Annotated in this window: 27 protein-coding genes and 1 pseudogene; 15 read left to right on the top strand and 13 right to left on the bottom strand. The window is 69.0% G+C overall.

Annotation, left to right across the window (positions count from 1 at the left end):
* Nucleotide 1: 1 nt before the first annotated feature.
* The 3 genes from C7C45_RS28575 to C7C45_RS34560 all read right to left on the bottom strand — a co-directional run bounded on the left by C7C45_RS28575 (nucleotide 2) and on the right by C7C45_RS34560 (nucleotide 2,169).
* Nucleotides 2-1,678, bottom strand: coding sequence for an ABC transporter substrate-binding protein (locus tag C7C45_RS28575; RefSeq protein ID WP_110567270.1), 1,677 nt, complete (start codon nucleotides 1,676-1,678; stop codon nucleotides 2-4).
* 117 nt (nucleotides 1,679-1,795) lie between these two features.
* Nucleotides 1,796-1,921 carry a hypothetical protein gene (locus C7C45_RS35600; RefSeq protein ID WP_208641415.1) on the bottom strand — a complete coding sequence of 42 codons (126 nt, stop codon included), beginning with the start codon at nucleotides 1,919-1,921 and terminating at the stop codon, nucleotides 1,796-1,798.
* The gene (locus C7C45_RS34560; protein WP_208641413.1) at nucleotides 1,915-2,169 is read right to left on the bottom strand and encodes a hypothetical protein; all 255 of its coding nucleotides are present in this window, start codon (nucleotides 2,167-2,169) and stop codon (nucleotides 1,915-1,917) included. The genes C7C45_RS35600 and C7C45_RS34560 overlap by 7 nt, the downstream gene beginning before the upstream one ends.
* Before the next feature lie 154 nt (nucleotides 2,170-2,323).
* On the opposite strand from C7C45_RS34560, the gene C7C45_RS28565 reads away from it, so the two are divergent.
* Nucleotides 2,324-3,076 carry an NAD(P)-dependent oxidoreductase gene (locus C7C45_RS28565; RefSeq protein WP_244200616.1) on the top strand — a complete coding sequence of 251 codons (753 nt, stop codon included), beginning with the start codon at nucleotides 2,324-2,326 and terminating at the stop codon, nucleotides 3,074-3,076.
* A gap of 145 nt (nucleotides 3,077-3,221) precedes the next feature.
* Here the strand turns inward: C7C45_RS28565 and C7C45_RS28560 are convergent, their stop codons facing one another.
* Nucleotides 3,222-5,006: an alpha/beta hydrolase gene (locus C7C45_RS28560; RefSeq protein ID WP_110567214.1), complete on the bottom strand. Its 1,785-nt coding sequence runs from the start codon at nucleotides 5,004-5,006 to the stop codon at nucleotides 3,222-3,224.
* A 112-nt stretch (nucleotides 5,007-5,118) separates the two neighbouring features.
* Nucleotides 5,119-6,105, bottom strand: coding sequence for a helix-turn-helix transcriptional regulator (locus C7C45_RS28555; RefSeq protein WP_167454863.1), 987 nt, complete (start codon nucleotides 6,103-6,105; stop codon nucleotides 5,119-5,121).
* 129 nt (nucleotides 6,106-6,234) lie between these two features.
* Here C7C45_RS28555 and C7C45_RS28550 point away from each other — a divergent pair, with 129 nt between their 5' ends.
* The 4 genes from C7C45_RS28550 to C7C45_RS28535 are packed head-to-tail and all read left to right on the top strand — an operon-like array spanning nucleotide 6,235 to nucleotide 8,296.
* Nucleotides 6,235-6,633 carry a YbaB/EbfC family DNA-binding protein gene (locus C7C45_RS28550; protein ID WP_110567210.1) on the top strand — a complete coding sequence of 133 codons (399 nt, stop codon included), beginning with the start codon at nucleotides 6,235-6,237 and terminating at the stop codon, nucleotides 6,631-6,633.
* On the top strand, nucleotides 6,620-6,940 hold the full coding sequence (locus tag C7C45_RS28545) for a type VII secretion target (protein WP_110567208.1): 321 nt from the start codon (nucleotides 6,620-6,622) through the stop codon (nucleotides 6,938-6,940). The genes C7C45_RS28550 and C7C45_RS28545 overlap by 14 nt, the downstream gene beginning before the upstream one ends.
* Nucleotides 6,937-8,097 carry a WXG100 family type VII secretion target gene (locus C7C45_RS35250; protein ID WP_244200615.1) on the top strand — a complete coding sequence of 387 codons (1,161 nt, stop codon included), beginning with the start codon at nucleotides 6,937-6,939 and terminating at the stop codon, nucleotides 8,095-8,097. Before C7C45_RS28545 ends, C7C45_RS35250 begins: the two co-directional genes overlap by 4 nt.
* 4 nt (nucleotides 8,098-8,101) lie before the next feature.
* Nucleotides 8,102-8,296 carry a DUF4926 domain-containing protein gene (locus tag C7C45_RS28535; RefSeq protein ID WP_208641412.1) on the top strand — a complete coding sequence of 65 codons (195 nt, stop codon included), beginning with the start codon at nucleotides 8,102-8,104 and terminating at the stop codon, nucleotides 8,294-8,296.
* Nucleotides 8,297-8,312: 16 nt separating this feature from the next.
* On the opposite strand, the gene C7C45_RS28530 is transcribed toward C7C45_RS28535, so the two are convergent.
* The 3 genes and pseudogenes from C7C45_RS28530 to C7C45_RS35245 all read right to left on the bottom strand — a co-directional run.
* On the bottom strand, nucleotides 8,313-8,663 hold the full coding sequence (locus C7C45_RS28530) for a hypothetical protein (protein WP_110567206.1): 351 nt from the start codon (nucleotides 8,661-8,663) through the stop codon (nucleotides 8,313-8,315).
* A gap of 94 nt (nucleotides 8,664-8,757) precedes the next feature.
* Nucleotides 8,758-9,483 (bottom strand): CBS domain-containing protein, encoded by a 726-nt coding sequence (locus tag C7C45_RS28525; protein ID WP_167454862.1) that lies wholly within the window; start codon nucleotides 9,481-9,483, stop codon nucleotides 8,758-8,760.
* Nucleotides 9,484-9,575: 92 nt separating this feature from the next.
* Nucleotides 9,576-9,758, bottom strand: a pseudogene (locus C7C45_RS35245) (hypothetical protein); the annotation flags it as partial.
* Between C7C45_RS35245 and C7C45_RS35240 the strand changes: the two are divergent.
* Nucleotides 9,681-9,971: a Scr1 family TA system antitoxin-like transcriptional regulator gene (locus tag C7C45_RS35240; protein WP_244200618.1), complete on the top strand. Its 291-nt coding sequence runs from the start codon at nucleotides 9,681-9,683 to the stop codon at nucleotides 9,969-9,971. The pseudogene C7C45_RS35245 and the gene C7C45_RS35240 sit on opposite strands and share 78 nt — an antisense overlap.
* Nucleotides 9,972-10,003: 32 nt before the next feature.
* Nucleotides 10,004-10,432, top strand: a complete 429-nt coding sequence (locus tag C7C45_RS28510) for a TM2 domain-containing protein (protein WP_146247428.1) — start codon at nucleotides 10,004-10,006, stop codon at nucleotides 10,430-10,432.
* Nucleotides 10,433-10,656: 224 nt separating this feature from the next.
* Here C7C45_RS28510 and C7C45_RS28505 read toward each other — a convergent pair whose 3' ends face one another.
* Entirely contained in the window at nucleotides 10,657-10,908 is a 252-nt protein-coding gene (locus C7C45_RS28505) for a hypothetical protein (RefSeq protein ID WP_110567200.1), read from the bottom strand.
* On the bottom strand, nucleotides 10,905-11,207 hold the full coding sequence (locus C7C45_RS28500) for a DivIVA domain-containing protein (protein ID WP_110567198.1): 303 nt from the start codon (nucleotides 11,205-11,207) through the stop codon (nucleotides 10,905-10,907). The genes C7C45_RS28505 and C7C45_RS28500 overlap by 4 nt, the downstream gene beginning before the upstream one ends.
* 231 nt (nucleotides 11,208-11,438) lie before the next feature.
* Between C7C45_RS28500 and C7C45_RS28495 the strand changes: the two genes are divergently transcribed.
* The 8 genes from C7C45_RS28495 to C7C45_RS28460 all read left to right on the top strand — a co-directional run bounded on the left by C7C45_RS28495 (nucleotide 11,439) and on the right by C7C45_RS28460 (nucleotide 19,598).
* Nucleotides 11,439-12,326, top strand: coding sequence for a helix-turn-helix domain-containing protein (locus C7C45_RS28495; protein WP_110567265.1), 888 nt, complete (start codon nucleotides 11,439-11,441; stop codon nucleotides 12,324-12,326).
* Nucleotides 12,319-12,522 carry a DUF397 domain-containing protein gene (locus tag C7C45_RS28490; protein ID WP_110567196.1) on the top strand — a complete coding sequence of 68 codons (204 nt, stop codon included), beginning with the start codon at nucleotides 12,319-12,321 and terminating at the stop codon, nucleotides 12,520-12,522. Before C7C45_RS28495 ends, C7C45_RS28490 begins: the two co-directional genes overlap by 8 nt.
* On the top strand, nucleotides 12,515-12,850 hold the full coding sequence (locus C7C45_RS28485; protein WP_110567194.1) for a nucleotide pyrophosphohydrolase: 336 nt from the start codon (nucleotides 12,515-12,517) through the stop codon (nucleotides 12,848-12,850). The genes C7C45_RS28490 and C7C45_RS28485 overlap by 8 nt, the downstream gene beginning before the upstream one ends.
* A 140-nt stretch (nucleotides 12,851-12,990) precedes the next feature.
* Nucleotides 12,991-14,898: a DUF2075 domain-containing protein gene (locus C7C45_RS28480; RefSeq protein ID WP_110567192.1), complete on the top strand. Its 1,908-nt coding sequence runs from the start codon at nucleotides 12,991-12,993 to the stop codon at nucleotides 14,896-14,898.
* Nucleotides 14,899-15,156: 258 nt separating this feature from the next.
* Nucleotides 15,157-15,633 (top strand): hypothetical protein, encoded by a 477-nt coding sequence (locus tag C7C45_RS28475; RefSeq protein ID WP_110567190.1) that lies wholly within the window; start codon nucleotides 15,157-15,159, stop codon nucleotides 15,631-15,633.
* 40 nt (nucleotides 15,634-15,673) lie between these two features.
* Entirely contained in the window at nucleotides 15,674-17,464 is a 1,791-nt protein-coding gene (locus C7C45_RS28470; protein WP_110567188.1) for a glycoside hydrolase family 15 protein, read from the top strand.
* A 9-nt stretch (nucleotides 17,465-17,473) separates the two neighbouring features.
* Nucleotides 17,474-18,310: an aldo/keto reductase gene (locus tag C7C45_RS28465; RefSeq protein WP_110567186.1), complete on the top strand. Its 837-nt coding sequence runs from the start codon at nucleotides 17,474-17,476 to the stop codon at nucleotides 18,308-18,310.
* Between the two features lie 46 nt (nucleotides 18,311-18,356).
* Nucleotides 18,357-19,598 (top strand): hypothetical protein, encoded by a 1,242-nt coding sequence (locus tag C7C45_RS28460; RefSeq protein ID WP_110567184.1) that lies wholly within the window; start codon nucleotides 18,357-18,359, stop codon nucleotides 19,596-19,598.
* A gap of 82 nt (nucleotides 19,599-19,680) precedes the next feature.
* Here C7C45_RS28460 and C7C45_RS28455 read toward each other — a convergent pair whose 3' ends face one another.
* The 3 genes from C7C45_RS28455 to C7C45_RS28445 are packed head-to-tail and all read right to left on the bottom strand — an operon-like array spanning nucleotide 19,681 to nucleotide 22,840.
* Complete coding sequence (locus tag C7C45_RS28455) at nucleotides 19,681-20,751, bottom strand: ABC transporter ATP-binding protein (RefSeq protein ID WP_425271180.1); 1,071 nt, start codon at nucleotides 20,749-20,751, stop codon at nucleotides 19,681-19,683.
* 11 nt (nucleotides 20,752-20,762) lie between these two features.
* On the bottom strand, nucleotides 20,763-21,866 hold the full coding sequence (locus tag C7C45_RS28450; protein ID WP_110567182.1) for an ABC transporter ATP-binding protein: 1,104 nt from the start codon (nucleotides 21,864-21,866) through the stop codon (nucleotides 20,763-20,765).
* Nucleotides 21,863-22,840, bottom strand: coding sequence for an ABC transporter permease (locus tag C7C45_RS28445; RefSeq protein WP_110567180.1), 978 nt, complete (start codon nucleotides 22,838-22,840; stop codon nucleotides 21,863-21,865). The genes C7C45_RS28450 and C7C45_RS28445 overlap by 4 nt, the downstream gene beginning before the upstream one ends.
* Nucleotides 22,841-22,892 lie beyond the last annotated feature (52 nt).

Below are 22,892 nucleotides of genomic sequence, written 5' to 3'. Positions count from 1 at the left end.
CCTACTTGGCGAAGCCGGCGAAGGCTGCCCGGATCACACCGTCCGGGAAGACCTGCAGGCCCTGGATCTGCTTGCTCACGGCGGTCAGGTTCCGCTGCCGGTAGAGGTAGATCAGCGCGTCGTCCTGCTGGAGCAGCGTTACCGCCTGCCCGTACAGCTTCTTGCGCTCTTCGATGTCGCCGGCCTGGCGGGCCTGGGTCAGCAGGGTGTCGAGCTGGGGGTTGCTGTAGCCGGAGACGTTCTGGCTGGCCCTGGTGCCGACGAAGTTCGTGATGTTGGCGTCCGGGTCGATCCGTCCGCTCCAACCCAGCTGCAGCAGCTCGAAGTTGCCGCGATCCTGCTCGTCGAGGAGCGACGAGTACTCCACCGGGTTGATCTTGAGGTCGAATCCGCCGTCCTTGAGCATGGACTGCAGCGCCTGCGCGAGGCGCAGCGTGTCGGGCGTGTTCGAGGCGAGCATCGTGACCGTGTACGGCGTCTGCACACCCGCCTCGGCGAGCAACTGCTTGGCCTTGGCGGGGTCGTGCGCCGGGCAGGTCTGCGCCTCGGGCGACGAGAACGAGCTCGCGGGTGAGATCGGCGAGCAGGCCACTGCGTGCTCACCGTTGAAGACGGCGTCGACAAGCGCCTTGCGGTCGATGGAGTGCTCGAAGGCCTGCCGCACCTTCGCATTCTGGGCCAACGGGCGGTTGATGGGCTTGGGCGCGGTGCCGACGCCGTCGACGTTGCCGATGTTGATCGTGAGGCCCTGGTAGCCGAGGGACTGTGACTGCAGCACGGCGACCGACGCGTCCTGCCGCAGGGAGGCGACGTCCTGGGTGGAGACGCTGTCGGCGACCTGCGCGTCGCCGGAGCGCAGGTTGGCGGCGCGGATGCTCGCGTCGCTGAGAATGCGCCACGTGATGGTGTCGAGGTGGACCGCGTTCGCCTCGTAGTAGTTCGGGTCCTTCACGACCTCGATCGAGTTCTGCGGCACCCGCTTGGCGAACTTGAAGGGGCCGACGCAGACCGGCGCCGAGGCGAAGTCGTCGCCGAGGCTCTGCAGCGCCTTGGCACTCATGATCATCCCGGCCCGGTCGGCGAGGGCGCCGAGCAGGGGCGCGAACGGCTGCTTCAGTCGAAGGACGACGGTCTGCGCGTCAGGGGTGTCGACGCCGTCGATGGGGCCGAGTTCGCTCTTGCGCGCCGACCGGGCGTTGGTGAGGTGTCGCTGCAGGGTGGCCTTCACCGCGGCGGAGTCGAACGGCGTCCCGTCCGCGAAGCGCACGCCCGGACGCAGCGGGATGGTCACCGTGCGGCCGTCACTGCTCGTGGTGGGCAGGGCGGTGGCGAGCTGCGGTACGACCTGCGCCTGCTCGTTGACGTCGTAGAGCTTCTGGCACATCGCCTGGAAGACGTAGCGGGAGTAGAGGCTTCGCGACAGTGTCGGGTCCAGCGCGTCGGGCTCCGCGGAGAGGGCGATGACGAGCTTGCCGCCCTGCTTCACAGCGGCGGGGTCGGCCGGCGTACCGAAGGAATCCTGGCCTGCCGACTGGTTGCCGCCGGACTGGTCGCCGTCCCCGCTGTTCGACACCGGTGAGCAGGCAACGACCGTGCAGACAACAGCAGCCGCCGCCACAGCGACCCGGAGGACACGACGGCGGGGCAGGCTCGTTGCGCTGACGGAGAGGTTCGTCATGAAGAGCTCCTCGAGTGGGGGATTCGGGGAGCGTATGTTGTATACGATGACCGCCGCAAGACCTGTGTCCATGGCTTTCGAACGCCCCGGAAACGCCCGCATCAGGTGGCGCCGACGTCAGGCCCGGCGGGGTCGACCGTGCAGGGCGGCCCGCAGCGCCGGCCCGAAGAGTTGCCGGACGTCGGCCGGGGAGAGCGCGCCGATCGGGTTCAGGTACCGCGTGAAGATCAGCCCACTCAGCACCCCGACCGCGGCGGTGGCGCGTCGCGTTGCGTCGCGTCGGGTCCGCCGAGAAATTCAGCAATGCGGAGGCGCAGCTCACCGTCCAGATAGTCGCGCAGGGCGCGCATCGTGTCGTCGTCCTGGGCGGCCATCCGGTTCTCCGCGGGCGCGGCAGCCTCCCACAGACCGGTGAACGAGTCGAGCAGGCGGTCGGCCAGGCCGGCCTGATCACCCTGCAGGCCTGGTCGACAGCGGTGGGGTCGACGCACAGCAGGTTGAGCGACTGGCTGAAGAGGCCCTGCTTGGAGCCGAAGTGATAGCTGCTGAGCGCCGAGTCGACGCCGGCGGCGGTGGCGATTCGCCCGGACCGTCGTGCCCGGATACCCGGGGTCGGCCTCGGGTCTTATTCAACACGGTTGAATAATGTCCCTCCTCGGTGCCACGGTCAACGCCATCAACCCCGCAACGAGGAGCGAGCAGATGCGAACCGTCGTCTTCGGCGCCACCGGCCCCACCGGCCGTCAGATCACCGAGCAGGCCCTGGCCGCGGGCCACGAGGTCGTCGCGGTCACCCGCCGCCCACACAACGTCCAGCCCCGCAGTGGCCTCACCGTGGTCAGTGCCGACGTCGCGGACCCGGACGCGGTGCAACGGGCCGTCGCCGGCAGCGACGCCATCCTGTCCAGCCTCGGTGTCCCGCTCACCCCGAAGCCGATCACGGTGTACTCGCAGGGCAACGCCAACATCCTGGCCGCGATGCACCGTCACGGCGTGAAGCGCCTGGTCACCGTCAGCTCCAGCGTCCTGGATCCCACCTGGCGACCGACCGGCGAGTTCTTCTTCAACAACGTCATGGATCCGCTGTTCAACCGCAAGATGGGCCGCACCGCGCACGAGGACATGCGACGCATGGAGTCCCTCGTCCGCGACAGTGAACTGGACTGGACCATCGTCCGGCCGTCCGGGCTGTTCGACCACCCGGCCCCCACGCGCTACCACGTTGAGGAGAACGTCGCCGACGGCCTGTTCACGGCACGCGCTGATCTGGCGGCGAGCATGGTGGCGCAGTTGACCGACGACCGGTTCGTCCGGCGGGCGATGGCGGTGATCACCACCGACGTCAGGCCGAGCATCGCGGGCCTGATCTGGCGCGAGGCCGTCATGAAGAAGAAGTGACACTCCCGTCGCCCGCTGCGGGTCTGCGCTCTCGGCGGCGTCTGCTCTGCGCCGCGGCAGAGGTTGGCGCGCGACACCGAAGCGCATCAGGCGGGGCGTCGACGGAGTGTGCGGGCGGCCGGCACCGCCCGCACACCACGGCCACCTACTCCGGGTACGAGGGACCCGGCTCGGTACGCAGCATCCGCTTGAGCATGCGGTTCGCCGCCCGCATGTCGTCGCTGATCAGTTGGGTCCGTACCGTCCCCTTGCCGGTCAACTTGCCGCCTACCTCGAAGACGGCCGTTTCGCCAGGAAGTGGCACCGCCTGGCACCCGGTGTACGTCTCGGCGGGCAGCCGACCGTCCAGCAGGTAGGCGTACACCGGGTCGTCCACGCACGACGTGTAGTACGGGAACACCCCGTGGCTGCCCTCGTTGTCGACGCTGATCATCGAGGCGCCGGGCAACTTCTTCGACGCCGCCAACGCACCCTCGTACGCCGTGGCGACGTCGAGTTCGTCCTGCAACATCAGCACCTTGGGGAACGTCTTCTTGTCGAACGTCGGCATCCGGTTGCTGGTCGGCCAGTACGCGCAGGCCGGCGGGTTCTGCAGGAACGGGGCGACCAGCGGGGCGTCGCGGGTCAGGCGACGGCTGAACGCGTTCCAGTGCGCGACGCTGTCGTTCCACTGCCCGTCCTGGCAGCGGATCACCTCGAAGACATAGTCGATGTCGTACGTGTACTCGTCGGTGCCCTGCGGCAGCCGAACCTGGCCAGGCTGGGTCTTCAGAGCCGCCTCGGCGCTGACCCGCGACTGCTCGATGTACGCCCGGTCGTCGGCGGTGATCCCCGGCGCGGCGAGCATCTTCGTCGTCGCCGCGCTGAGAATCTGCTCGGGCGTCCAGCCGTTCCACTCCTCGTAGTACTGGATCACCGTGTTCACCGCTGCCGCGGCGGCCGGGTAGTTCTGGGTGTCGTAGAGGGCGCCGAGGATGAAGTACCCGAACATGAACGGCCCCATGCCGATCCGGGTGCCGCCGGCCCGCTCGAACATCTCCCGGATCGCCATCGGGTCGGTGCCGCGGCCGTACAGGTCGTCGTGACGAGCCATGTACGGCAGCAACTGTTCCTGGAACGCCCGGTCACGGGTGAACGGTTGCAGGTCCCAGGTCTCCTGCAGGGTGGGCGAGCCGACGGCGGCCACCGAGTCGAGCACCATCCGGCCGGTGCGGCTCGGGAACGTCGCCGCGTACCAGGTGCCGAGCCAGGTGCCGTACGAGTAGCCGAGGTAGTTGAGCTTCCGCTCCCCCAGCAGCACCCGGATGAAATCCAGGTCGTAGGTGGTCTGCTCGGTGGTGATGTACTTCGTCAGCTCGGTGTTGCGACAGCCGGCGACATTGGCCTGGGTGATCTGGTCGGTGGTGACGTCGGTGTCGCGGTAGGTGACCGAGCAGAGCAACGGGGTGCTCTGACCGACGCCACGGGGGTCGAAGCCGATCACGTCGTAGTGCTCGGCGAGGGTCGGCGCGGACCGCGCCACGTACGGTGCCAGGGACAGTCCGCTGCCACCGGGTCCGCCCGGGTTGACCAACAGGATGCCCTTGCGGTCGCCGCCGGAAGCGACGGTACGGCTGATCCGGACCTGGATCGTCTTTCCGTCGCGCGGGTTGTGCCAGTCACGCGGCACGGTGACCGTCGCGCAGCTCAGCCGCAGTTGCGCCTCGTCCTCGGGGCTGACATCGGCCAACCCGCACGGCTCCCAGGAGGGCCGCTGGGTGGTGAGTGACGCGGCCAGGGCGGCGGTGTCCGGCTCGGCGGCCTTGGCCGCGGCGGCCGGAGTCACGGCCGCACCGCTGCTCAGGACAGCCGCGACCAGTGTCGCGGCGAGGAAGGCAGCCGGCCGGCGCACGCGGTGTGGGCGGTGCGACCCGGTCGTGGGATGGGGCATCGTCCCGTCCTCTCATGGAGCGGATGATCGAATGGCCTTCACCCTGGACCAGGAGTGTTTCGCCGATGTGGTCCCGTGCTGACGAAGACCAGCCATGGCAGGATCCCGCCAGTCACAGCCAGCCACGGCGACTGGCCTGCACGCCGAGCTGAAACCGGCTGCGCGCGCCGAGCAGTTCCTGCAGGCGACTGACCCGACGGTGCACCGTGCGGTTGCTGATGCCGAGGTCGCGGGCGATGGCCTCGTCGGTCAAGCCCGCGGTGAGCAGCGCGAGCAACCGCTGGGTGGCCGCGGTCGGTTCGGCGTCCGGTTCGGCGGTGTCGGCGGTGGCGTGGATCGGCGCACCGAGCCGCCAGAACACCTCGAACAACTCGGACAGCCCGTCCAGCAGACGGGAGCCATACACCAGCATCGCGTCGGCGTCGTCGCCGCTGGCACGCGGCAGGATGATGAGGCCACGATCGGCGTCGGTCAGCATCATCTTCAGCGGAAGCTCCGGGAAGACCCGAGCCTGCTCACCGGCGGCGACAGCGGAACGCACCGCCGCCAGCATCGCCTCGTCGTACAGCAGCTCACCCTCGTAGACACAGCGGTAGCGCAGGCCCCGACTCAGCGCGTCGTACTGCGCCTCCTCCGGGACCCGCGCGGTGTCGCGCAGGTACGGCCCACGCTCCAGACCCCGTACCTCGGTGCGGGCACCGGTCTGCAACTGGCGGAACAGCTCGCGGGCGGCGTACTTGCCCTCGATGACCTCGACGAATGCGGCCCCCGTTCCGTGGACCGCCGTGTAGAGCCCGGACAGCGTCTCCGCCGTGGCACGGGCCCGGGCGGCCTCCATCTCCCGCTGCGCTGCCCAGCTCTCCAGCGCGCTACGCGGCGGCCGGACGTGCAGCACACCGGCCGTGTCGCGGTGCACCGCGCCGCTGGTCAGCAGCCCCGCGAGCGCCCGAGCCACCTGCGGTGACGCGGTGGACAGGAACTCCCGCTGCGCTACGGGCGCTGTTTTCAGAAGGTCGCGGTAGACGTCCGCGACGTCCGGCGTGAGCGGAAGCGATCCCAGCTCAAGCGCAGAGGCCACGCCGGAGGGCTCGGTCCGCATGCCCATGATCGTAAGGCGCACGGGCCGGCGGCGGTCCACACGTCGGGGCCTGCACACATCGTCACCGGTTGATAGCGTCACGGTGATCTCACCGGCCTCGCCGGTAGTAGTCCCTTGGGGAGGGTCGACATGTGGGCGGACGAGGCTGCGCTCGACGCGGCGCAGCGCCGGCTCGACGAGTGGGAGTCGTCGCTCGCCGAACAGGCAGAGCGGGCGAAGATGCTGTCGGCGAGGATGCGGGGCCTCACCGGCACCGCCCGCAACGTCGACCGGACCGTCGAAGTCACCGTCGACTCAGCCGGCCTGCTGATCGACCTTCGGCTCGACGAGCGCACCCGGCAACAATCCGCGGCAGGCACCGCCCGGCAGATCCTGGAGACCACCCGAGCCGCGGGCGCCGACCTGCTCCGGCAGGTCAGTGCAGCAGCGGTGGAGTCCCTCGGCGACGGCGCAAGCGCCCAGGCCGTCATCGACTCCTACCGCAGCCGGCTGAGCCGCGACGAGGGGCACAGCGATGCCCGCCGGTGACGGCATCCAGGTCGACCCGAACGACCTGACGGCCCATGCCGTACGCCTCGACCGCTGCGCCGGCAACCTCGACACCGCCCGGCAGGCCGGCCAACACGTCCGATTGGGCGGCGAAGCGTACGGGCAGCTCTGCGCCATGATGCCGGTGCTGCTCGACGGCCTGCAGCGCACCCTCGTCGACGGCGTCGGCGCGGCCACCGAATCAGCGCGGGACACCGCCGGAAGGCTCCGGCTCAGCGCGGATCGCTACCGGGGCTCCGACGCCCGCGCCAGCCACCTGCTCGATCAGACACGGCAGCGGCGGTGACGACGAACCCGCTCATCGCCACCGCGTCGGCCGCCCCACCCAACGCGTGGGCCGGCGTCTGGATCTGCGAGGACATCGAGCTCATCGCGCAGGGTGTGCGCAACGGCAGTTGGATCGACGGCAGCCTCGGTGTCGTCAGCGCCGGCCTCGACGCCCTCGCCTTCGTCTCCGACCCGGTCGGTGCCCTGTTGCAGTACGGGATCGCCTGGCTCATCGAACACGTCAGGCCCCTCAGCGAGGCGTTGAACTGGCTCGCCGGCGACCCCGCGCAGATCACCGCCCACGCCCAGACCTGGCGCAACGTCGCAGGATCCCTCCGCGAGGATGCCACCGCTCTTGCCCGCGCCGTCCGCGACGATCTCGCCAACTGGGGTGGCAGCGCGGCGTCCGCGTACCGGGCCTGGTCCGCCGAGCAGCAGCAGGCCATCAACGGCCTCGCCCAGGGCGCCGACACCATGGCCGCGATCACCGAAGGCGCCGCCGGCCTGGTGGCCGCCGTCCGGCTCCTGGTCCGCGACGCCGTCGCCGCCTGCGTGTCCCGCCTCATCGTGTACGCGGGCGAACTCGTCATCACCGGCGGACTGGCCACACCACTGGTCGTCGAACAGGTCACGACACTTGTCGCGTCCTGGGGTGCACGGATCGCGCGGCTGCTGCGTGGGCTGCTGGCCAGCCTGCGCCGGCTCATCCCAGAGATCCGCCGACTCGGCGACCTCATCGAAAAGCTCAAGCAGGCACTGGGACGACTCCAGAAACAGTCACCCGGCCCGCAAAGGCCCGACGGTCCCGGGCCGACAAAGCTTCCGGGTGATCCCAGGCGACCGGACTTCAGTAAGGCCGAGATCGACTCTAGAAAGATCACCGCCTACGCCATGAACCCAGACCACCCTGTCGGCAAAAACAAGTACCGCGTCATCAACTCCGTCACTGGCCTCGGCCCGGACGACGCCGACGTAATCATGCAGCAGATCCGCGAAGGCGTACTCGCCGGCAAGCCCTTGCTGGGCAAGGCAGACGAGTTCGGTCAGCGGTGGTCCGTGGACCTTCCCCTGACCGGGCCCGGTGGCACGATCACCGTCCGCACAGCCTGGATACTGGAGAACGGGACATCTTCTCCTCGGATGGTCACCATCTCGTTCCCGCCCAAGGAAGGATGACCTGTTGGAGCTGTACGACGTGGTTGAACTCCGAGAAGCCATGCCGGCAGAGCAACTGCCTGCCGGGGCAGTGGGGACGGTCGTTCATATCTTCAGTAGCCCCTCGACCGCGTACGAGGTCGAGTTCGCTGACGCCGATGGCCGTACCGTCGCCATGGTCACGCTCCGGGCTGACCAGGTAATTCACCACGACGGATAGTCGAGGACGGTTCTCGTCAGGCCAGGGTGAGGCGTCCCTCCGAGTCGAGGCGGAGACGGCCACCGGTCAGGGCGACGTGCAGCCCGTACCGAAGTAGTTTGTCGATCTTGTCGGTGCGCCGGCGGTAGCCGAGCCGCTCCAGGCCGGCGCGCAGCAGCCGCTCCTGTGCCATGACCGGTACGCCCTGCAGCACGTGCACGAGAGCGTTGGCCACCTCCTCGGGCGGCACCTCCTCGAACGCGCGGTCATTGCTGGCCTGAGTGACCCGGTACGCGCGGTGCGTTTGCGGGTCTGCCCCCTCGGGCCAGGCGTACCGGCTCACGGTCGGGTGCGTGTAGAGCCGGCGGGAGTCGACGAGCGCGAGCACGGCGGTGCGGCGGTCCTCCCGGGTCCGGAGGAAACCGAACCGGGCGAGGGCCAGCCGGGCGAGCCGGTGCTGTTCGATGGGCCCTTCAGCTTTGTCAGTTGAAGGCGAGCGCCTTACTCAAGATCGGTAGGTCGAACGGAACCACCAGGCGCAACGGCTTGTCGGTCCGCATCCCGTTCTGAGTGATGATGAGCGTCGTATTCAATTGCCCGGCAAGCCGGCTTCGGCTGAGCCGGTCGATCGCCTCCACCACGGTGATCGCCCTGGGGACCAGAGCGGCGTCCTCCCCGGGCTCGGCGAAACTAAGCACCTGCCGGACCGGCTCCTCCTCGGCAATTCCCGTGTTCTTGACCAACTGATCGGCGAGCCACCGCGCGATGGCGTTGGTGGTCAGCACGCCCACGTAGGCGTCGTCGTACACCGGCAACTGTGAGTACCCGAAGGCACGAACGTGTTCCAGCGCGATGCTGATCGGATCGTCCGGATGCACCCGGCAGACATTGCCGGATTTGAGGACGGTCAGCGCCAACGGCGGCTCGATGATCTGCTGTCGGAGATGCTCGATCTCCTGCACGACGACCTCGACCGGGTCGGCGATCGGTCGGCCACCGTAGTAGGTGCCGTGGCTGATCGCGTTCCGCAGCGAGGCGAACGCGACCAGGGCATTCTTCTGATGGTGCGACAGAGGCCTCCGCTGCCCATAGTCCCGGATCAGTTGGGCGAACCCCACCGCCACATCAGCCCGCAGAGTAGACCGGAAGTGCTTCTCAATGTCGTTGAAGGCGGCGAGAAATCGCGCGCCTGCCGTCGTGATCGTCACCGGCGGAGCCTGCCACAGCCCCGGCCTGCCGCCGCATCATGGCCCGCCAGATCGGCCACGTCCACACTGCCCGACCGCTGGCACCGCTTCCCTCATCGCCGCAAGCGGCGGGAGCAGCCGCCGTCGTGGCCGTCGCGGAGCAGGCAGCGCCGGCCGCCAGGAAGCCGCAGGTCGCAAAAGACCCGGTGACGGAGGAACTGCTGGTCCTCTTCGGAGACGGTGGCTTCCTCCGGGTCCGCCATCGGCAGCATTGGCATCCAGCAACCGATGACCCGGACAGGCGTTGCGGTGCCGAGCCGGTTCGACCTGTACGGGGAGGGCTGGAGTCCGCCGCCACCCACCTCCGCCGTTACGACGAGTCGCTCATCCCTGGGCTCCTGCAGACCAAGGAGTACGCCCGCGTGCTCTACCGCCTCGGCGGGATGCTGAGCCACAAGGAACGCGAACGTGCCCTTGCAGTCCGATGCGCGGGACCAAACGGAGGGTGACTCGCCGACTGTTCTCACGCGAGACTCGTGCAGTGACTCATCCCGACCCCCATCAACAGTGGCAGCCGGCGCAGACCGCACATCTACCGGTCCCCGTTGCTCAGCAGCACGCTCCGGTCCCGACGCAGTCGGTGTACGTCGGGCCCCAGGCGGTGCTCGTACCGCAGAAATCTGCCGGTGCTGCCGTCGCCCTCGAGCTGGTCCTGGGACTCTTCGGCATCTTCGGCGTGGGCAACCTGTATGCCGGTCGAACCTCTTCCGGGGTGATCCTGATGCTGTCCTTCTGGGGGCTCTTCTGGATCAACTTCTTCCTCATATTCGTTTTCGTCGGCATCGTGACGATGCCCCTGACCTGGATCGCCTACCTGGTCCTGGGTTCCCTACTCGCAGCCCGTGGCGTCGAGCGACACAACGCCAGCGTTGTCGCCGGCACCCACGCCGCGATCACGCGCTCGTACTGAAGCCGTGCTCTGAGCCAATCCAGCCAATCCATACGGCCCGCAGCACCGACCTCCGCATGGGAAGGTGCTGGACAGGTTCGACGACGCACGTGCTGCCGCACTTCGCGAAGGCATCACGGCGTCGTTTCCGTCAGCGGCGGACAGGTCCGTCAACTGGCGGCCTGCGATAAATGAAAGCGCAGCGGTCGAGCCGCTAGCGCCGTTTATCTCCGGATTCGCACCCCTCATCGGCGCAAGCGGCGGGAGCAGGGGCCGTCGTGACTGTCGCGGAGAAGGCAGCGCCGACCGCCCGGCATCCGCAGGTCGCAGAAGACCCGGTGACGGAGGAACTGCTGGTCCTCTTCGGAGACGGTGGTCTCCCCCGGGTCGGTCATCGGCAGCACCAGCATCCACCGGCCGATGACCCGGGCCAGGCGTTGCGCGGCAGGCAGGTCGTTGGCGACGACGGGCAGGTGGACGACGTACCGCTGACTCATTGGGCCTGGCCCCGCTCGTTGCGGGCACGGGCCTGATCGGTCTGCCAGCGACGCAGCCCGGCCTTGATCCGGGCAGTCTCGCGGCGGCTCTCGGCGAGCGCGGCGTAGACGGCGGCCATGTCGCCGGCGACCCGGTCGAGGAAGGCGTAGACGTCGTCGGGGTTCAGACCGCGACGTCCGACCCCGGTCGGCGCGAAACGGCGCTCGCGCACCTGCCATGGCAACAGACTGGTGTACGCGCCGGAGCGGTAGGTCGCACCACCGCTCGGCGGCTCTGGTCGCTGGTTTCTGCCGTTCATGTCTGCCTGCCTTCCTGCTCGGAGTGGCGAGGGGTGTTCGGGGAAGCACGGCGGCCGTTCGGGGGGACCGGCCGGCCGCCGTGGTGTGATCAGAGTGCGACAGTCCGCAGCGGAAGGGCAACGTTCCACACCGCAATTTCGCCGTTGTGCATTGACTTTCTTTGTTGCAACCCGTAGGAGTTGCAGGAGGAGGTCACGCAGTGTTGCGTGGCGGAACCAGGGAGTGTGCGGATGCCCGACGACATCGGATCGACTGTGCCGCGCCGACAACTCGGCCGGCTGCTGCGACAGTTCCGCAACGAGGCCGGGGTGACGCTCGACGCCGCCGCCGAAGCCCTCGAATACAGCCGGCAGAAAATCTGGCGCCTCGAATGCGGCCAGGGCTCGGTCCGGGTGCTCGACGTCAAGGCGATGTGCGAGCTGTACGGGGTGTCGCCCGAGATGACCGAGGCGATGCGCGGGCTGGCCGCGGAGACGAAGTCGAAGGGGTGGTGGCACGCGTACGGAGATGCGGTGCCGAACTGGTTCGAGCTCTACGTGGGCCTGGAATCCGCCGCGGCCCGACTGCGGGAGTACGGCGAGACACTGATCCCCGGATTGCTGCAGACCCGCACCTACGCGCTTGGACTCTTTCGGCCAGGGAGTCGGCTTAGCCCAGAAGAGCGCGAGCAAGCAGTCGAGGTGCGGCTCCAACGGCAGGCGCTGCTTAGGCGTCGCCTGCCACAGCCCCCACGCCTGGACGCAGTGCTCTCCGAGGCGGTACTCCGCCGATTGGTCGGCAATCATGGCGTAATGATCGACCAGCTTAAGCATCTGCTCGAAGTTTCCGAGCTGCCCAACGTCTCCGTACAGGTGGTGCCGCTCGCAGCCGGGCCACACCCTGGAGCGGTCGCCGGCTCGTTCGTGGTCCTCGACTTTCCGACGACCAACGGCGGCCGGACTGCACCTGAGCCATCGGTGGTTTATAGCGAGTCGCTTACCGGGGCGCTCTACCTCGACAAGCCGGATGAGCTCAGGGCCTACGAGGACACGTGGAGAGGTCTGGTGACCCTCGCGCTTGACGAGGCAGAATCAAGAGACATGATCAAGAGGCTCATCGGGGAGATGCGGCATGACTGACCTGACCGGCGCCGTCTGGCGCAAGAGCACCCGCAGCGGCGACAACGGCGGCAACTGCGTCGAGGTCGCCCTGAACCTCTCCGAGGTCGTCGCTGTCCGCGACTCCAAAGACATCGAGGGTCCGACTCTCCGCTTTGAACACCCGGCCTGGCTACTGTTCACAACCGCCATGAAGTCTGCCTCTCAGCGTGGATGACCTGACGGGCCGCGTGCGGGCGTTTGCGGAGGAGCGGGACTGGCAGCAGTTCCACACGCCCAAGAACCTGGCGATGGCGCTCGCTGGCGAAGTCGGCGAACTGATTGCCGAGTTCCAGTGGCTCACGCCGGAGCAGTCTGCGGCGGTCATGTCCGACCCGGACGCAGGCAGCCGGGTGAGGGCCGAGATCGGTGACGTCATGATTTATTTGACTCGGCTCGCCGACGTACTCGGCATCGATCTGGTGGAGGCGGCTCTGACCAAGCTCGAGGATTCGGCACGCCGCTACCCCGTTGACCAAGCTCGCGGTTCGGCCTCGAAACGGTAGCCGCAGGCAGCGTCAGCATGGCGCTGAGTTGATCTCTTCGCTACAGTCCATCACGTAGGAGCGCGTCACGACGGGCTTCCGGCGGCTGTCGGATACGCCCCCCATGCGCACGATCACTTCGTGCTGCCCGGGGGCAAGAGTTGTCAGCGTTTCGTACGTCCGCCGATGGTCTGCTGCGCTTGGTCGGTAGCGGCACTCTCGCAGACCGGATCGCGGAGCAGATCGGCCGAAACGTGAGCCCGGCAGAACGCCGTTCCTGGTCGCGCAGCCTTGAGGTGCTGGGCCAGGATCTCGCCGATGCTGGGCTGAGCCAGGTCGAGATGCTGATCGAGTACCAGTTGCCACTGACCAGCAAGCGGGTCGACGTGGTGCTCGCCGGTGTGGATCCGAGGACGGCCGACGATTCCTACGTTGTCGTGGAGTTGAAGCAGTGGTCCTACGCCGAGTCCTACGAAGGCTCCGACGACCTGGTGGCGGTGGAGCACGCGCGCGGCCCACGGCTCCACCCCGGCGTCCAAGTTGAGCTCTACTGTGAGTACCTGACGGACTTTCTCGGCGTTCTCGCTGCGGAACGGAACCCGATCCGTGGGGCGGCATATCTGCACAACGCGGTCGACCGCGACATCAGTGACCTGTTCGATCGCGCGTCGACCGAGCAGAGCCGAATCTTCACGAAGCAGCGGCGCGGCCAGTTCATCGATTACCTACGCACCCATCTCGCCCCGACGTCAGGCGCTGGGGCCGCAGACCGCTTCCTCACCAGCTCCGTTCGACCCAGTCGTCATCTGCTCAGGTACGCCGCGCAGGAGCTGAAGGGCCGGTCGCACTTCACGCTGCTGGATCAGCAGCGTGTTGCTTACGAGTTGGTGCTGCACGCCGTGGAGCGCGCCCGATCGGCGGATCGGAAATCGGTCGTTGTCGTATCGGGTGGACCGGGCAGCGGCAAGAGCGTGATCGCGCTGTCGGTGCTCGGTGAGTTGGCACGCCAGAACCGCTCCGTCATGCACGCGACGGGCTCGCGGTCGTTCACCCAGACGTTGCGCCGGTACGCAGGCAAGGGCTCGACCCGGCTCAAGAACCTGTTCAGCTACTTCAACAGCTTCATGTCCGCCGAACGCAACGGTCTGGACGTCCTGATCTGCGACGAGGCGCACCGCATCCGGGAAACCTCCGTCAACCGCTTCACCACGAAAGCAAAGCGGGAGAAGGCTCGTTCGCAAATCGACGAGCTTATCGCCGCCGCCCGGGTGCCGGTCTTTCTGCTCGATGAGCACCAGGTAGTCAAGCCGGGTGAGTTGGGCAACGTCGAGGTCATCTCGTCGTACGCGAAGCAGCTCAACCTTGACGTCGAGGTGGTGTCTCTGCACAGCCAGTTCCGTTGCGGCGGCAGCGAGGCGTACGAGCAATGGGTCGTTGACCTGCTCGGGCTCGACGGCGGTGAGCCGTCGGTCTGGACCGGCGACGGGAGAGTCGACCTGCGTCTCGCCGAGTCGCCGCAGGAGTTGGAGGCCTCTCTCGCCAGGAAGCAGGCCGCCGGTCTGACGGCCCGCATGTCCGCCGGGTACTGCTGGCCGTGGAGCGACCCGCGTCCTGACGACACCCTGGTGCCGGACGTGCAGGTCGGCGGCTGGTCGAGGCCCTGGAACGTCAAGAGCGACCGCAGCGTCGGCGAGGCACCAGGCAGCGCGTTCTGGGCCACCGACCCGAACGGCTTCGGCCAGGTGGGCTGTGTCTACACGGCGCAGGGCTTCGAGTACACCTGGTCGGGCGTCATCATCGGACCGGATCTGGTGGCGCGGGACGGCCGTCTGGTGACTCGACGCGAGGAGTCGAAGGATCCGGCCTTCCGCAGTCGCAAGTTGGTCAGCGACACCGAAGCCGATCTGCTGATTCGCAACACCTACAAGGTCCTGCTGACCCGAGGGATGCAGGGCACGATCGTCTACTCCACCGATCCGGAGACGCGGGAGTACCTCGCCTCGATGGTCAAGGTGGTCCGGCCGGTCGAGACGGTCTTCGAGGCGGCGACCGAGGGCGCCCTGAGCTGATCGACTGGTTGGTCTCGGCAGCCCAGTCCGGCTGGTAGGGGTCCAGTCACGTCCGCATCATCGGCTGAACTACCCCGTCCTGCTGCCAACTCGTCACGGCACGTCTGGGGCGAGCAGGTCAGCGCGACAGGTCCGGTGGCTTATGGTGAGAAACCGGCGCCCGTGGGCGGGTGTCCGGTCCGGGCCGTGGGATTGGCGCTGTTCAGCCGGAGGGTGGACCGATGACCGAGCACACCCGCGCCGTCGACGACTGCTGAGATGGACTGGGCCGGATGGGCGTTGTTCGGGTTGGTCGCCACCGCGGCGCTCACCGCGGCGATGATCACCGCTCAACTGGCCGGCCTCACTCGGCTCGACCTTCCCCTGGTGCTCGGGGCCTTCGTCACCGAGGATCCGGATCGGGCCCGGGTCGTCGGGTTCTTCCTCCACCTCGGCGCCGGTCAGGGTTTCGCCCTCGGTTACGCGGCCACGTTCGCGCTGTTGGACCGCGCCAACTGGTGGATCGGTGGGCTGTTCGGGATTGTGCACGTCGGGATCGCGCTGACGGTGATTCTGCCGCTGCTTCCTGGTGTCCACCCGCGGATGGCCTCGCAACGGGCGGGGCCGGCCAGCAGGGCGGTGTTGGAGCCGCCCGGGCTGTTCGCTCTCAACTACGGCATCCAGACTCCCCTGGTCACGGCTGTCGTGCACGTCATCTACGGGGCCTGTCTCGGGCTGCTCCTGCAAGCCAGGTGACCCGCTGCTCGCCAGCACGGCTCGGCAGGGAGCGGTCTCCATGACTGATGGGCCACCGATCAGCGACTACGGTCTGCTGGGTGACACGCGCACCGCCGCCCTGGTCGCGAGTGACGGTGGGATGGACTGGCTCTGCGTACCACGTTTTGACGGCGATCCCCTGTTCGGCCGGCTGGTCGGGGGCCCGGATGCCGGCACGTTCCGAGTCGGCCCGGCTCGGCCGGCCACGGTCGTCGACCGACGTTACCGACCGCACACCGCCACCCTGGAGACCACCTGGGCGGTGGGCAGTGGCCGGCTGCGCCTCACGGAGGCGATGGTGGCGGAGGTCAGCGGTCGCCTGCTGCCCACGACACTGATCGTGCGACGGCTGTCGGCCGAGCGGGCAGCGGTCGACGCGGTGGTGGAGTTCGATCCCCGCCTTGGCGCACGGCACCGCCGGCCCCGAGTCCACCACCGGCGCCAGGCCGTCGTGTGTGAGTGGGGGGCGCTTGCGGTCGCGTTGGACAGCACGCCCACGTTCAGAATCGAACCCGGTCAGCCCACCTCGATCACGGTCAGGCCAGGCCGTCCAGTCACCCTCGTACTGGCCGTGGCTCACCGCGAACCGGTGATCCACGTCGAGCCGACGGCCGCCTGGGAACTGCTCGTCGAAGACGAGGCCCGCTGGCGGGCCTGGACCGCAGAAATCGACGAGCGGCTACCTTGCCGGGAACACGTCACCCGAAGCCTGCTCACCTTGCGGCTGCTGACCTACTCACCCTCGGGGGCGCCGGTGGCCGCACCCACCACCTCGTTGCCCGAGGATCCCGGCGGGGGACGTAACTGGGACTACCGCTATGTCTGGCCCCGTGACGCCAGCATCGGCGTCAGCGCCTTCCTCAGTGTCGGAAAGACCGACGAGGCTCGCGGGTTCCTCGCGTGGCTGTTGCACGCCAGCCGGTTGCAACGGCCACGCCTGCCGGCGCTACTCACCCTGCATGGCCGGCACGTGCCAGCGGAACGAGAACTGTCCGGTTGGCCCGGCTACCTCGGGAGCCTTCCGGTACGGATGGGTAACGGTGCCGCCGGTCAACACCAGCTCGACGGCTACGGCTGGGTGATCGACGCCGCCTGGGCGTTCGCTCAGGCCGGACACCGCCTCTACGCCGAGACGTGGCGGGCAGTGCGCGGTTTCGCCGATGTGGTCGCCGGTTGTTGGCAGGAGCCCGATGCCGGCATCTGGGAGGTACGGGAGCCCGCCCAACACGTCCATTCCAAGCTCATGGGCTGGCTCGCCCTGGACCGCGCCCTGGCCATTGCCGACACGCACCCCCTGTCGAACCGTCAACGTCGACGCTGGCAGAAGTCCCGAGATGCCATCGCCGCCGACGTCCGGACGCGCGGCTTCGACCCGACGACGGCCAGCTACGTCCGCAGCTACGGCTCCCAGGATCTCGACGCGGCTCTGCTCGTCCTGCCGCTGCTCGACATGGACCCGGCCGAGTCGCCCCGGGTACGCGGCACCATCGACGCCATCCGGGACAGGCTGTCCGCCGGCGGTCCACTGCTCTACCGCTACCCGCCCGGACGTGACGGCCTCCCCGGCACCGAGAACGTGTTCCTGCCCTGCTCGTTCTGGCTCGTTCAGGCCCTTGCCCGCACCGGGCGTCGCCGCGAGGCCGTCGAACTGTTCCAGGCCATGGTCGACCACGCCAGCCCACTCGGCCTCTACGCCGAGGAGATGAACCCCGCGACGGGTGCCCACCTCGGCAACTACCCCCAGACTCTGACCCACGCCGCGCTCATCCAAGCCGCACTCGCCATCCGCGACGCCCCCACGTGCGGGTAGGGTCCGATCATGACGATTCCCCACCTGACGGCAGCCGACGGCACCACCCTGCCGGCGATCGGGCTCGGCACGTACCAACTGAACGGCTCGGCGGGTGTCGACGCGATCGGGCAGGCAATCCGTGCGGGTTACCGGTTGCTCGACTCGGCCTTCAACTACGAGAACGAGGGCGCGGTTGGCCGGGCCGCTCGTGCGGCGGGCGACCTGCGCGGCGAGTTGATCGTCACGTCGAAGCTGCCGGGGCGGCACCACAGCTACGACGAGGCGCTGACCACCATCGAGGAGAGTGTGTTCCGCACCGGCCTCGACCGGATCGACCTGTACCTGATCCACTGGCCGAACCCGAGGGTCGACCTGTACGTGCAGGCGTGGCGGGCGCTGATCGAGGCCCGCGAGCGTGGCCTGGTCCGGCACATCGGTCTGTCCAACTTCCTGCCCGAGCACATCGAGCGGCTGGTGGCCGAGACCGGGGTCGCCCCGGTGGTCAACCAGATCGAGGTGCATCCGTACTTCCCGCAGCAGGACGCGCTCGACTACCACCGGGAGCACGGGATTCTCGTGCAGGCCTGGAGCCCGCTCGGCCACGGCAACGACCTGCAGCAGCACCCCGTCATCGGGGAGATCGCGACCACCCACGGCGTCAGCCCGGCGCAGACCATCCTCGCCTGGCACGTGGCCCGCCAGGTGATCCCGTTGCCCAAGGCCGCCTCCCCGCAGCGGCAGGTCGAGAACCTGGACGTCTTCGGCATCAAGCTCACCGACGCGGAGGTCGAGGCGATCACCGCGCTGGGCCGCCCGGACGGGCGGCTCGCGGACCAGGACCCGGCGGTGTACGAGGAGTTCTGATCGTCCCGGCCCGCAGACTGTCACCGGGTCGGGAGAGTATGGGCGCGTGCTCGACGGACTTGACGACATCGATTGGGCGCGGCTGGGCCACGCCTACGGGGCAGCCGACGACGTGCCCGGGCAACTGCGCGCCCTGCTCTCCCCCGACCCGGCCACCCGGGACGAGGCCCTGGGCGACCTCTACACCAACGTCTTCCACCAGGGCAATCGCTTCGAGGCGAGCGCGTACGCGGTGCCGTTCCTGCTGGAACTGCTCGCCGATCCGGCCACCCCGGACCCGGCGGCGGTGGCCGGGCTGCTGAGCGCCCTGGCCGTCGGGTACGACGAGGGTGTGCTCCCGGAGGGCTTCCCGGTGGCCGAGTATCGCCGGGTCGCCGAGGGCGGGCGCGAGCTGCTCGCCGCCAAGCCGCCACCGTGGACCGGCACCGACGAGTCGAAGAAGGAGTACGTCGAGTACACCTACGTCGAGTCCCTGTCCGCGGCGGAGCAGAGTCGGCTGTGGGCGTACGTCGACCTGGCCACCTACGATGCGGTGCGCGCCGGCGTCCCCGTGTTCCGCGCTCTGCTGAAGCACTCCGATTCGGGCGTGCGGACGGTCGCGGCGTACGTCCTCGCCTGGTTTCCGGAGGACGCCGACGGTAGTGTGTCCGCGCTGGCCGGCGCGATCGACGCCGCTGCGGAACCGGGCGTCGAGTCGACCCCCGGCGAGGTGGCCACCATGCTGGTGGCGTCGGGGCTGCTGGGTGCCGCGCCGGACGTTCGTTGGTTGGCCGATCCGCGCCCGGTGCTGCGCTGGGCCGCCGCGATCGGTCGGGTCCGGGTCCTCGGCGCGGCAGCCGATCCGGCGACCGTCGAGGAGCTGTTGAGCTGGGCGTCAGCGCCGCACGACGACGCCGCCACCGGGCCGGTCGAGGGTGACTGGGTGCCGTTCCTCGAGGGTGATCTCGGCGGCTACGCGGGCCTCGCGCTGCGGCAGCTCGGCCCGCAGCATGCGGACCGGGCCTTCGACGCGCTGCTCGACCGGCTTCCCACCGTCAGCGGCGAGCGGTCGTTGACCGTACTGGGTGTGGCGCTGCGCCTCGCGTTCCCCGACGGTCCGGCAGCGGCGGGGACGCCGGTCGCGGCGTTGCCGCCCCGGCCGCGACGGCTCGCCGAGGTGCTGGGCCGGTCGACCGAGCCGTGGCTGATCGACGGGCAGGAATTCGGCAACGTGGCCATGCTCGTCGACGAGTACGGCCTGCCGGGGAGCCGCGAGACGATGCTGGCGTACCTCGGACGCCTGCCCTAGCCGGCCGCGCCGCCCGTCACCCGGGTCAGCGGTGACACCAGGCCGGGCGGCGGCGTCCACGACGCCGCCGCCCGGCCGGCAATCAGGCCGCCGTTGCGGCGGTCGGCTCCTCCAGTGTGCCGGCGAAGTGGCAGGCCGCCGCGTGCCCGTCGCCCACCTGTAGCAGCGGCGGGGTGGTGGTGGCGCAGACGTCCTCGGCCTTCCAGCAGCGGCTGCGGAACCGGCAGCCGGTCGGCGGGTCCATCGGACCGGGAACGTCGCCGGCCAGCCGGATCCGCGACTTCGGCGCACCTCCGCGGACGACTCCCAGGTCGGGTACGGCGGAGAGCAACGCCTGGGTGTACGGGTGCTGCGGGGCGCCGTAGAGCGTGTCGCGGTCGGCGATCTCGGCGACCCGACCGAGGTACATGACCGCCACCCGGTCGCAGAAGTGCCGGACCACGCCCAGGTCGTGCGCGATGAAGACGAACGCGATGTTGAATTCCTTGCGCAGGTCTTCGAGGAGGTTCATCACCTGCGCCTGGATCGACACGTCGAGGGCGCTGACCGGTTCGTCGGCGACGATCACCTTGGGCTGTACGGCCAGCGCGCGGGCGATGCCGATGCGCTGCCGTTGGCCGCCGGAGAACTCGTGCGGGTACCGGTTGTAGTGCTCGGGGTTGAGGCCCACCACCTCCAGCAACTCGCGTACCCGGTCCAGCTCCTTGCCCTTGGGCACGAGGTTGTGCACCCGCAGGGGCGCCCCGATGATCGTGCCCACCGTGTGCCGCGGGTTGAGCGACGAGTACGGGTCCTGGAAGATCAGCTGCAACTCCCGCCGGTACGGGCGCAGGTCCTTTTCCTTCAGGTGTGTGATGTCGGTGCCCTGGTAGAGGACCTGCCCGCCGGTCGGCTCCAGCAGCCGGGTGATCATGCGGCCGGTGGTGGTCTTGCCACATCCGGATTCGCCGACCAGGCCGAGCGTCTCGCCCGCGCGCAGTTGCAGCGACACCCCGTCGACGGCCCGGATCTGGTGAGCCTCGCGGCCGAACCATCCGTCGCCCCGGGCGGTGAAGTGCATCTGGAGATCCCGCAGCTCCAGCAGCGGCGCCCCCGGTCCGCCCGGCTGCTCGGCGGGCACCGGACGGGTCGCGGTGTCGGTCGTGGTGGTCAACTCGTGCTCCTTCAGGGCAGCCGGGGCAGGATGTCGGTCTCGAAGATCCCGGCCGGGTCGGTCAGGTGGCAGCGGGAGGCCCGGGTGGTGTCCGCCGTGCGGGAGACCAACTCGGGAAGGTCGACGGTGCAACCGGGCACCCGGCCGGCGAACTCGCACCGCGGGTGGAACGAGCAGCCGCTGGGCAGCGCGAGCAGGCTGGGCGGCGTGCCGGGGATGGGGTGCAGCCGGGCCGGTTCGCCGGAGACCGCCGGGATGCTCTCCAGCAGACCCCAGGTGTACGGGTGCAGTGGCTGGCCGAGGATCGACTCGGCCCGGCCGTACTCGACGCCGCGTCCGCCGTACATGACCAGCACGTCGTCGGCGATCTCGGCGACGACACCGAGGTCGTGGGTGATGAAGAGGACCGCCGAGCCGAAGTCCTGCTGCAGTTCCATGATCAGGTCGAGGATCTGCGCCTGCACGGTGACGTCCAGGGCGGTGGTGGGCTCGTCGGCGATCAGCAGCTTGGGGTCGTTGACCAGCGCCATCGCGATCATCGCGCGTTGCCGCATGCCGCCGGAGAACTGGTGCGGGTAGTCGTCCAGGCGGCGGCGCGGGTTGGGGATGCCGACCCGGCCGAGCATGTCGACCGCCCGGTCCCGGGCCACCCGCTTGGACACGCGGTGGTGCGCCCGGTACGCCTCGATGATCTGGTCACCGACGGTGAAGTACGGGTGCAGCGACGACTGCGGGTCCTGGAAGATCATCGCGGCGTTGGCGCCCCGCCGCTTGCGGAGTTCGGCCGGCGGCATGCCGACGATCTCCTCGCCGCCGACCGTGATCGAGCCGGTCATCCGGGTGCTGCGCGGGTCGTGCAGGCCCATGATGGCCATGCTGGACACGCTCTTGCCGGAGCCGGATTCGCCGACCACGGCGAGGGTGCGGCCCAGCGGCAGCGAGTAGCTGAGTCCCTGCACCGCCCGCACGAGGCCGTCGGCGGTCGGGAAGGTGACGGTGAGGTCCTTGACCTCCAGGTAGGACTGCCCTTCGGTGCGGTCACCGGCGACCCGGCGGGTGCGGGAGACCGTGTCGGGCCGCCGGTCCGGGGTCGACAGCAGGTGCGGTTCGGTCATCCCAGCCTCACTCGCGGGTCGAGAATCGTGTAGAGGATGTCGACGAGCAGGTTCATCACGACGAGCACCACCGAGCCGACCAGCACGCCGGCCATCAGCACCGGCAGGTCGTACTGGTTGAACGCGCGCAGGGTCAGCACGCCGAGGCCGGGCAACCCGAACATCGCCTCGGTGAAGATCGCTCCGGTCAACTGGATCGCCAGGTCGACGCCGAAGATGGTGGCGATCGGGGTGATCGCGGCGCGCAGGCCGTGGCGGTAGACCACCCGGCGCTCGCTGATGCCCTTCGCGCGGGCGGTGCGGATGTAGTCCTCGCCCAGCGTCTCGATCATGGACGCTCGCGAGTAGCGGGTGTACGAGGCGGCGTTGGCCAGGCCGAGCGTCAGCCAGGCGGCCAGCAGCCCGCCCGCCCAGGTGAGCGGATTCTCCAGCAACGGGTGGTAGGCGGAGTGCGGCAGGAACGTCGCGTACAGCGAGACGAGCAGCGCCACCACGAAGTACGGCACGGCGTTGATCCCGAGCGAGGTGCCGACCATGAGCCGGTCCAGGTAGGTGCCTCGTCTTCGGGCCGCGACGACGCCGGCGAGGATGCCGATGATCAGGTACACCACCGCGCCGCCGAGGACGATCGAGACGGTGATCGGCAGTGCCTGCCCGATCAGCTTGGTCACCGGCTGGCCGAGGGTGTACGAGTAGCCGAGGCAGGGCGCGTCGCAGTCGATGGCGGCACCACCGGAGTGGTACGTCCGCCCGACCGCGAGCCCCTTGAGATAGTCGCCGACCTGCTGCACGACGGGCTCGTCGAGGTTGAGGCTGGCGCTGATGTCGGCGTAGCGCTCCGGGGTGCAGCGCTGGCCGCAGATCGTCCCGGCCGGGTCGGTGGGCGCGACGAAGAACAGCCCGAAGCTGGCGACAAGCGTCACGATGACGACGGAGACCGCGCTGGCGATCCGTCGCAGGATGTAGATGAGCACCGCCGAGGCTCCTGGTGGCAGCGGGCCGGGGCTGGGAGCCCAAGCCGAAACG

Origin of the sequence: Micromonospora arborensis, assembly GCF_003205615.1 — a bacterium.
Lineage (GTDB): Bacteria > Actinomycetota > Actinomycetes > Mycobacteriales > Micromonosporaceae > Micromonospora > Micromonospora arborensis.
The sequence above is the reverse complement of the archived record's forward strand: the minus strand, read 5'-3'. Positions and strand labels throughout refer to the sequence as shown.

What these genes read in the sequence shown, in the direction of transcription:
- C7C45_RS28575 (WP_110567270.1), bottom strand. Translation starts at nt 1,678, where the DNA reads ATGACGAACCTCTCCGTCAGCGCAACGAGCCTGCCCCGCCGTCGTGTC.
- C7C45_RS28565 (WP_244200616.1), top strand. Translation starts at nt 2,324, where the DNA reads ATGTCCCTCCTCGGTGCCACGGTCAACGCCATCAACCCCGCAACGAGG.
- C7C45_RS28560 (WP_110567214.1), bottom strand. Translation starts at nt 5,006, where the DNA reads ATGCCCCATCCCACGACCGGGTCGCACCGCCCACACCGCGTGCGCCGG.
- C7C45_RS28555 (WP_167454863.1), bottom strand. Translation starts at nt 6,105, where the DNA reads ATGCGGACCGAGCCCTCCGGCGTGGCCTCTGCGCTTGAGCTGGGATCG.
- C7C45_RS28550 (WP_110567210.1), top strand. Translation starts at nt 6,235, where the DNA reads ATGTGGGCGGACGAGGCTGCGCTCGACGCGGCGCAGCGCCGGCTCGAC.
- C7C45_RS28545 (WP_110567208.1), top strand. Translation starts at nt 6,620, where the DNA reads ATGCCCGCCGGTGACGGCATCCAGGTCGACCCGAACGACCTGACGGCC.
- C7C45_RS28505 (WP_110567200.1), bottom strand. Translation starts at nt 10,908, where the DNA reads ATGAGTCAGCGGTACGTCGTCCACCTGCCCGTCGTCGCCAACGACCTG.
- C7C45_RS28500 (WP_110567198.1), bottom strand. Translation starts at nt 11,207, where the DNA reads ATGAACGGCAGAAACCAGCGACCAGAGCCGCCGAGCGGTGGTGCGACC.
- C7C45_RS28495 (WP_110567265.1), top strand. Translation starts at nt 11,439, where the DNA reads ATGCCCGACGACATCGGATCGACTGTGCCGCGCCGACAACTCGGCCGG.
- C7C45_RS28490 (WP_110567196.1), top strand. Translation starts at nt 12,319, where the DNA reads ATGACTGACCTGACCGGCGCCGTCTGGCGCAAGAGCACCCGCAGCGGC.
- C7C45_RS28475 (WP_110567190.1), top strand. Translation starts at nt 15,157, where the DNA reads ATGGACTGGGCCGGATGGGCGTTGTTCGGGTTGGTCGCCACCGCGGCG.
- C7C45_RS28470 (WP_110567188.1), top strand. Translation starts at nt 15,674, where the DNA reads ATGACTGATGGGCCACCGATCAGCGACTACGGTCTGCTGGGTGACACG.
- C7C45_RS28465 (WP_110567186.1), top strand. Translation starts at nt 17,474, where the DNA reads ATGACGATTCCCCACCTGACGGCAGCCGACGGCACCACCCTGCCGGCG.
- C7C45_RS28450 (WP_110567182.1), bottom strand. Translation starts at nt 21,866, where the DNA reads ATGACCGAACCGCACCTGCTGTCGACCCCGGACCGGCGGCCCGACACG.